This window comes from Pontimicrobium sp. MEBiC01747 (assembly GCF_053601635.1).
On sequence record NZ_JBSHNS010000153.1, the window covers coordinates 1 to 8,109 of the forward strand.

9 protein-coding genes are annotated in these 8,109 nt (G+C 29.6%); 8 read left to right on the top strand and 1 reads right to left on the bottom strand.

All coding sequences use genetic code 11. The features are described from left to right. The 7 genes from ACVC2P_RS04330 to ACVC2P_RS04360 all read left to right on the top strand — a co-directional run. On the top strand, window positions 1-661 hold a 661-nt coding region (locus tag ACVC2P_RS04330), incomplete at its 5' end, for a DUF2326 domain-containing protein (RefSeq protein ID WP_452597259.1). 286 nt (window positions 662-947) lie between these two features. Continuing rightward, the gene (locus ACVC2P_RS04335; RefSeq protein ID WP_452597260.1) at window positions 948-1,700 is read left to right on the top strand and encodes a DUF4844 domain-containing protein; all 753 of its coding nucleotides are present in this window, start codon (window positions 948-950) and stop codon (window positions 1,698-1,700) included. A gap of 157 nt (window positions 1,701-1,857) precedes the next feature. After that, window positions 1,858-2,763, top strand: a complete 906-nt coding sequence (locus ACVC2P_RS04340; protein ID WP_452597261.1) for an alpha/beta hydrolase — start codon at window positions 1,858-1,860, stop codon at window positions 2,761-2,763. Between the two features lie 120 nt (window positions 2,764-2,883). Beyond that, entirely contained in the window at window positions 2,884-3,699 is an 816-nt protein-coding gene (locus ACVC2P_RS04345; protein ID WP_452597262.1) for an AraC family transcriptional regulator, read from the top strand. A gap of 76 nt (window positions 3,700-3,775) precedes the next feature. Continuing rightward, on the top strand, window positions 3,776-4,270 hold the full coding sequence (locus ACVC2P_RS04350) for a VOC family protein (RefSeq protein WP_452597263.1): 495 nt from the start codon (window positions 3,776-3,778) through the stop codon (window positions 4,268-4,270). Between the two features lie 517 nt (window positions 4,271-4,787). Next, on the top strand, window positions 4,788-5,711 hold the full coding sequence (locus tag ACVC2P_RS04355; protein WP_452597264.1) for a hypothetical protein: 924 nt from the start codon (window positions 4,788-4,790) through the stop codon (window positions 5,709-5,711). Between the two features lie 375 nt (window positions 5,712-6,086). Beyond that, complete coding sequence (locus tag ACVC2P_RS04360; RefSeq protein WP_452597265.1) at window positions 6,087-6,581, top strand: DUF2306 domain-containing protein; 495 nt, start codon at window positions 6,087-6,089, stop codon at window positions 6,579-6,581. 93 nt (window positions 6,582-6,674) lie between these two features. Here the strand turns inward: ACVC2P_RS04360 and ACVC2P_RS04365 are convergent, their stop codons facing one another. After that, complete coding sequence (locus ACVC2P_RS04365; protein ID WP_452597266.1) at window positions 6,675-7,184, bottom strand: cation transporter; 510 nt, start codon at window positions 7,182-7,184, stop codon at window positions 6,675-6,677. A gap of 130 nt (window positions 7,185-7,314) precedes the next feature. On the opposite strand from ACVC2P_RS04365, the gene ACVC2P_RS04370 reads away from it, so the two are divergent. Continuing rightward, on the top strand, window positions 7,315-8,109 hold a 795-nt coding region (locus ACVC2P_RS04370), incomplete at its 3' end, for a DMT family transporter (RefSeq protein WP_452597267.1).

Here is an 8,109-nt window from a genome sequence, read left to right on the forward strand (position 1 = left end):
ACTTAATACCTTGCAAGGTCAAGAATCAAACTTATCTAAGGTTATTGCAAAAAGCGACTCATTTGAAGAATTAGAACTTTTGATTAGCCAATTAACTGAGAAGTACAGATTAAAAGGAGAATATGAAAATACAATTCAACAACTACAGGAAGTTGAAGACAATCTGAGTTCTTATAATGATAAATTAAAAGAAATCGATGAAGCATTATTCTCTGATGAATTCGAAGAAAAAGTAAAAACTCAATTAAATAAATTCAACAAATATTTCTCATCAGTTTCTGAATACCTTTATGACGAGAAATACGCATTGAAATACGAAAAAGTAACAAATAGAAAAGGACAACGATTATATAAATTTTCAGCTTTCAACACAAATTTTAGTTCGGGTAAAAAACAAGGAGAAATTTCTTGTTTCGATATTGCTTACATACTTTTTGCTAGGAATGAAGAAATGCCAAGTATGGATTTTCTATTGAATGACAAGAAAGAGCTAATGCACGATAACCAATTAGTTAAAATAGCTCAGTTTGTAAATGAAAATGACATTCAATTTGTTGCATCAATACTAAAAGACAAATTACCAGTTGAATTAAATGATCCTGACAATTTTATATTAGAACTCTCAGAAGATAACAAACTCTTCCGAATTGAAAACAGTTAAAAGCACTAGCTACAACAAAACCTATAGTTAATACGGGGTTTTGGTATAGAATCAAAAATATGTTTAAATAACAAAGTCCACCAAATCTTTTTGATTTGGCTTTATTAAGAAAAAGATAAAACAATATAAAAAAGTTTTGGCTAAGTGCTTAATCGAAAGTTCATTACTTTTAATTCCAGCACTAACCATAGCCAAGACGTTGGCAATAATTTGAGAAATGACGAAATACATTCAAATTTTATTAACCCTATTGACATTATCTGCTTGCGGACAAAATGCAACTGAAATGAAAACACCAGAAAATGTGAATGAAAAATTTTCGGAATTCATTGCAAAGAAAAAGTTTGTTGAACAACCATATCCGAGTTTCTATTCTGGAATTGCAGACGAAAAAATGCGACCAATTTTCACGGAAAAAATAAACAAAGTTGCGATTGATTTTAAGAATGTTGCAGAATCTGAAAAACCGACTGATAAAAAGTATCAAGAAAAAATCGGAATTGGACTTTCGAGGTTTGCGGATATTTATCTGGAATTAGATAGAGAGGATAGAGAGAGAGTTTGTCTGTATTTTGAGGAATTAATGGATATTGTTGGACTGGAAAATTCGAATGGTCAACTCAATAAATTTATGTACGGTTTTGACCCAATGGAAAAGCCAAAAGAAAAAAAGTGGACTGATTCGCACGGAAACGCCTTTATCGAAAAAGGAACTGAAATTTCAATAATACCAGCGAAGTACAATAAAACAGGAAAAAAATATAAGGTTTTTCTTTACAACGAAACCACGGAAAATATTGGAATTATAAAAGACTTAATTATTAAACCAAGGGAATTTAAAGTATTCAACGTTTCAGATACAGATACTCTTAAATTAGATAATGGAGTTAAGTTCATGTTCGGAGAAACATATGGGCTTGAAGTTGAGGACAAAAAATCGCAAGTTAGTGGACTTGGAGGAAAATATTTGACTGATTATGGCGTGCCGAATGAAATTGATTTTGCTTTTGTCATAGTTCCAGTCGGAAAAGGAGATTAAAAATAAAAACTATTGCTGACACCGTATATAATTTATAGCTAGTTCTAACCAACTTACGAAAATCCTCGCGGATTTTCTATTCGGTTTGTATTTGCTAAATTAGGTGCTTAAAACAGGCACAAACCATATACAAATACATTGGCAATAATTAAAAAGAATGACAAATAATAGACATAAAATTGCTTTAATAGGTTTTTTAATAATGTTTCTAAATGTTTTTGGACAAGAAACTGAATTAGGATATAAAACAGAAAACCATAAAATATCTTCACAAGATAAAGATGAATATATACTAAAAGTAACTTTTCCAAGAAATTACAGTACAGATAAAAAGTACAAAACACTTTACTATTTGGATGCGTATTGGCTAACCGAAATTACTCTTGGCTCATATACTATACTAGATTTTTGTGATTATGTTGAAAATGTTGTTTTTGTGGGAATTTCATTAAATGGTAATGAAAAAGATTGGCATAAACAAAGAGATATGGACTTTACCCCTTCACCATTTAAAAATTTAGGACTTTTAGAAGATTTAAAAAAATCAAACCCAGAAAACAACATTAAAATTACTCTCAAAACAGGAGGTGGGCATCAACTAACTGAAGAAAATACAGGAGGAGCAAATTTATTTTTGAACTTTCTAGAAAATGAAGTAATTGAATTTATAGAAAAAAAATATCCTAATTTGAATAAGCGAAGAGGGTTACTTGGGCATTCTTTCGGAGGGCTTTTTGGGTTTTATGCTTTACAAAATCGTCCCGAATTATTCCAAGACTTACTATTAATATCTGCATCACTATCATGGAATTCGTTTGAATTAGTTGATAAAGGAAATTTTTCAAAATTGGAAAAATCAAAAAGTGAAATAAAACTTTATCATAGTTATGGTGGAGAAGAAATAAATGGAATAAAAACCTCAAACAATAATTTAAGTAAAATTATTACAGAATTAGAGCTTGAAAACTTGAATTATAAATTTGATCCAATTAAAAATACTAATCATCACTCAGTTTTATCAAGAGCAATTTATGATGGATTATTGTATTTATATCGAAAATAACTATTACCAACAATTTGTATAGTTAATTGTTCATTTTCTTTCGCTAACTTAGTTCTAGCAATGTAACTAACCGTATAGGAACACGTTTTGTGTTATTCAAAAAAAACACTTAATCTATCTATGAACTATCAAACATTCCAACCCAATACAGATTTAGAATCTCTTGTAAGTTGTTATTGGACTTTGGAAGTTCCTGCCGAAAACGATTCGAAAAGACAACGAATTATACCCGATGGATGTATAGAAATGGCATTTATTTTAGGAGACGATATAAAGCGTTATACTTCGCAAAATAGATTTATACTGCAACCTCGAGCAATGGTTCTTGGACAAACGATTGAACCATTTTATATAGAGCCAACAGGCTATGTAAACACTTTTGCAATTAGTTTTTATCCTTATGGTTTTGCCAATTTTGTTACTATGCCTATTAAAAATTTAGCAAATAAAGAAACACCGTTAGACTTATTGTTTGGAGTGCATACCGCAAACCAATTGGAAGAAAAAATTATTGAGGCAGCTAATACTAGCGAGCGAATAGAAATAATTGAAAATTTTCTTTTAGATAAGTTAAATGAAAAAACGACAATAGATAATATTGTGAAAGCTACTATTGATACCCTTTTAGCAACAAAAGGCAGTGCTTCTATAAGCGAAATTCTTAAAGAAGATTTATCAAAGCGGAGGCAACTAGAAAGAAATTTTAAAAAACAAATTGGTGTTAGTCCAAAACAGTTGGGTAAAGTAATCCGATTACAAACTGCATTAAAAATGTTGCTGAACAAAAAGACGGATAACCTGACCCAAATTGCATACCAAAGTAAATATTTTGACCAAGCCCATTTTATAAAAGACTTTAAGGAGTTTACTGGTATTAACCCAAAAGACTTTATAGGTAATGAAAATATGACGCTTTCTACCCTTTTCTATAAATAACCTATGTGTCGCATTTTTACAATTTTGATGTTTGAGCGTAATCTAAATTTGTCATATCAATGCAAACAGGACAATAATGAAAAAATCCATATTTTGTACAGCCTTAATTCTTTCTCTTAGCATTACAGCTTGTAATAACCAAAACAAATCTAAAACCGATACTATTTCGGTAGAATCCAATATTAATCAAAAAACAAAAGAAATGAAAAGTCATATTTCAATTTTTGAAATTCCTGCAACAGATATTTCAAGGGCAGTAAATTTTTATGAAGCAATTTTGGACATTAACATTGAGAAAATGACAATGCCTGAAATGGAAATGGGAATATTTCCTTATGAAGAACAGGTAGTTACAGGAGTTATTATTAGAGCAGAAGGCTATAAACCTTCATCTAACGGTGTTACTATATATTTAAACGGTGGAGCTAACCTTCAAATTATTCTTGATAAAGTTGAGAAAAATGGAGGGAAAATAATTGTTCCAAAGTCACTTCACGCAGATGAAAGTGGTTATTACGCACTATTTATTGACTCAGAAGGGAATAAAATTGGGCTGCATTCTCCAAACTAAACAGAGAAAAGAACGCGGGAACAATACAATGTTTAGGCTATAAAACCTCAAATATGAAGTGTAAATTATTAGTGTAAATTCAATTTTAACCTGTATCCATATTTTTGACTAGACAATACTCAGTATCCATTATAAACAAGTAAATATCTCTTTTTGGAAAAGCTTGAGGACTTTTAAGTAAAAAACAAATTTATATTAATTCACTTCATGCAGATTGGTAGCCAATGATTTCGAATATAAAGATAAAGAAGAAGTGCCTATAGAAGTTATAATCGGAATTATTGGAAAGGTAATTATGATATTGAAAATCTAAAGGAGATAATAAAGTTTTATTTGTGCCTAAACTGAAAAATATTCGCTAATTTACAGGCTACGAGATATATTTCAGGATTAGACATTAAAAAACGAAATGGAAATAAATCAAAAATTAACAGTAAACAGGAGAATTTTAGCTTTCAGTATTCCATTATTAATACTATGCTTTTCAATAGCTTTGGCTTTATCTAGTTATGCTACAATGCATCCCGAACTTTACATAGGAATAACGTATGATTTAATCCTTACTGTTCCAGTATTATTTTACCTTATATCCAAAGGAAAAATGCCAAAACTTATAGTCGGATTGTTTATATCAATTGGTATGGTAACTGCCTATTTTATTATTCCAGAATCGGAAAAATTTCATTTCAACCTCCTTCGTTATGTTCTACTACCGGTAATTGAATTAACTATAATAGGCTCAATTATTTATGTTACATACACAACCATTAACGGTATAGATAAAGAAACAAATGATAGAGTTGATTACTTAACCGCATTTCAAGACAGCGGAGTAAAAGCATTTAAAAACAAATTATTTGGCAAATTGTTTGGGTCTGAATTAGCAATGATACATTATGCTTTTTTTAATTGGAAATCAAAACCAATTTTAGAGAGTGAATTTAGTTATCATAAAAAGAACGATACTATCTCCTTATTGTCAGGAATATTAATGGTTATACTAATTGAAACTATCGGTGTTCATTTCCTTTTGGCTAAATGGAATATTATCATAGCATGGGTGATGACAATATTAAGTCTCTATACTTTCATTATGCTTTTTGCTCATTTAAAAGCTGTTATAAGAAGACCTCATAAACTACATTTAGATTCATTAGAACTTAAATTGGGGTTATTTGGAACAACAAATATCCTATTTGAAAAAATTGAAAAAATTGAATTCACAAATACAATAAGTGATGATGCAAAAAAGAGTGCTTGCCAATTCACGGCATTAGGAGATATGGAATCATTTAATACTGTTATTAAATTGAAAGACCAAATTGAATGTGAGTTTATTTATGGAATTAAGAGAAAATATAAGACTCTATTAGTTAGTGTTGATGATAAAGAACACTTCAAAAAGAAATTAAAAACTGTACGCAATAATAACTATATGTAATTGCTTATTGTAGTTTATTACTTAAAACTCACAACGACTTTAAGTTCGGTGTGTACTCGAAAAGTTAAGTGCAAACTCACACAATTACTCATAGTCGGGGAAAGTTGTTGACTATTTGACCAATTCATCACTAAAAATCAACAATTGAGTAAATAAAAGTAAATTGAATGAATTTATTATCTGAATTTTGAATCGTTTAATAGAAACTAAAAAATGGAAAAAACGATATAAATATTAATATATATTCACTCAACATTTGGTGGTTTAGCTTTACTTGCAGGTCTGGTTTCATTAATTGTCAAAAAAGGAAAAAATAGTCATAGAAAATCTGGGCTTATTTTTTTCTACTCTATGATGTTGTCTGGGATAATAGCTATGATTGTTGCTGTTTTACCCAATCACGAAAGCCCATTTTTATTCGCAGTTGGAATTTTTAGCCTATATTTTGTTTTAACGGGAAATAGAGCATTGAATTTTAAAAGGAAAAACCCTGATTTGAGAATTGACAAATTAATAGCAATTATTATGATTACAACAGGAATTTTAATGATTATACTACCAATTATATTAACAAAAAGTATAAATACAATTCTTGTCGTTTTTGCAATTGTCGGAATAATATTTTCTGTGAGAGATTTAGTGTTATTTAAAAATCCTGAACGGTTGAGAAAGGGATGGTTGAAATTGCATTTAGGGAAAATGATAGGTGGTTACATTTCAGCAACAACTGCATTCGTAGTAGTAAACGAATTTTTTCCAAGCTTTTATGGTTGGTTTATTCCTGGAATTGTTGGAGGATTTATAATAGCATATTGGATGGGCAAAATGAATGAAGAAACAAAAACAGTTGCCAGCAATGAGCTGAGCTAAAAGAAAGAATAGTTAAATTAACCTTGAAGCAAGGTATTAAAAACAAAAAAGGATTCGTTTTTCGAATCCTTTTTTTGCAATGTATGTTTTTAGTTAAGCCTTTTCAACTTTAGTGCAACATGCTTTTTTGCAATCTTTAGCACATGCTTTTTTCTCTGCTTCCGTTTTGTTTTTACAACATTCTTTTTTGCAATCGGTTTTACATTCTTTTTTAGAAAAAGCATCTACAGTTTTCATGTCCTTTACTTTATAAGTGTCTGCAACACTAGTAACAGTTTTTTCTAAAGAAACAGGTGTTACTTTTGCGTTGTCATACTCGACCATTGCTAGTTGTCTGTCGAAATCTACAACCGCAGACTTTACACCTTCCATTTTAGCCATTTTCTTTTCAATAGTCTTAGCGCACCCCATAGCGCACGTCATACCTTCAATTTTAAATTCGGCTTTAGCATAAGTTGCATTAGGGTCTAAAGTTGCTTTTTTAGTTTCTACCTTAACGTTAGTTTCAACAGTTTTAACTTCAGGTTGAGTTGCTTCATTTTTACAGTTAAAAGTAACTAAAGTTAATATTGCAATGGCTAATATGTTTTTTAATGCTTTCATAAATTATTGTTTTTATTCTATAGTATGGTTAGCAATAGAATTTAATTATTAAAATATAGATTACAAAATTAATAATTATATCTATTTATTGCGTTAATAATTCCATTTTTGCATAACTAAACAAGTCATCATGCCTAACAAAAATTATAAATGGGGGTATTTACTGTTGCTTTCGCTAATTTGGGGAACTTCTTTTATACTCATAAAAAAATCTTTATTAGGTTTAACTGCATATCAATTAGGAGCCTTAAGAGTAATAATAACAGGGTTATTTTTGTTAGCTATTGGTTATAGACGGATTAAAACAATTAGTAAAAAAGATTGGAAATGGATTACTATTTCTGGTTTTATAGCTTCTTTTTTTCCTGCTTTTTTCTTTGCTATTGCCGAAACCGAAATAGATAGCGCTATAGCTTCTATTTTAAACTCGTTAGTACCTTTAAATACAATATTAATGGGGCTTGCTATATTTAAAATAGGGACAAGTAAACGCCAAATATTAGGGGTTATTATTGGTTTTGTTGGTACAGCTATTTTAATATTAAAAGGCGCAAATTTAAATCCTAATCAAAATTATTTATATGCTGGTTTTGTTATAGTTTCTACATTAATGTATGCTATTAATGTAAATATTATTAAGCGTTATTTACAAGATGTAAAACCATTAACTATAGCAGTTGGTAATTTTATGCCTATTATGGTTCCTGCATTTATAGTATTAATATTTACTGGTTTTTTTACTGAAGTAACCCTTGATAATGAGAATTTAAAAATAGCGTTATTGTATGTTACTATTTTATCTTTGTTTGGTACAGCTTTAGCAAAAGTATTATTTAATAGGTTGGTGCAAATTTCTACACCTGTATTTGCTTCTTCTGTAACTTACATAATGCCTGTTGTAGCTTTAGGTTGGGGGCTTATAGAT

Bases quoted from the DNA above. Each gene is read 5' to 3' on its own strand.
- ACVC2P_RS04355 (WP_452597264.1), top strand. From the start codon at position 4,788: ATGCATCCCGAACTTTACATAGGAATAACGTATGATTTAATCCTTACT.
- ACVC2P_RS04365 (WP_452597266.1), bottom strand. From the start codon at position 7,184: ATGAAAGCATTAAAAAACATATTAGCCATTGCAATATTAACTTTAGTT.
- ACVC2P_RS04340 (WP_452597261.1), top strand. From the start codon at position 1,858: ATGACAAATAATAGACATAAAATTGCTTTAATAGGTTTTTTAATAATG.
- ACVC2P_RS04360 (WP_452597265.1), top strand. From the start codon at position 6,087: ATGATTGTTGCTGTTTTACCCAATCACGAAAGCCCATTTTTATTCGCA.
- ACVC2P_RS04345 (WP_452597262.1), top strand. From the start codon at position 2,884: ATGAACTATCAAACATTCCAACCCAATACAGATTTAGAATCTCTTGTA.
- ACVC2P_RS04350 (WP_452597263.1), top strand. From the start codon at position 3,776: ATGAAAAAATCCATATTTTGTACAGCCTTAATTCTTTCTCTTAGCATT.
- ACVC2P_RS04335 (WP_452597260.1), top strand. From the start codon at position 948: ATGAAAACACCAGAAAATGTGAATGAAAAATTTTCGGAATTCATTGCA.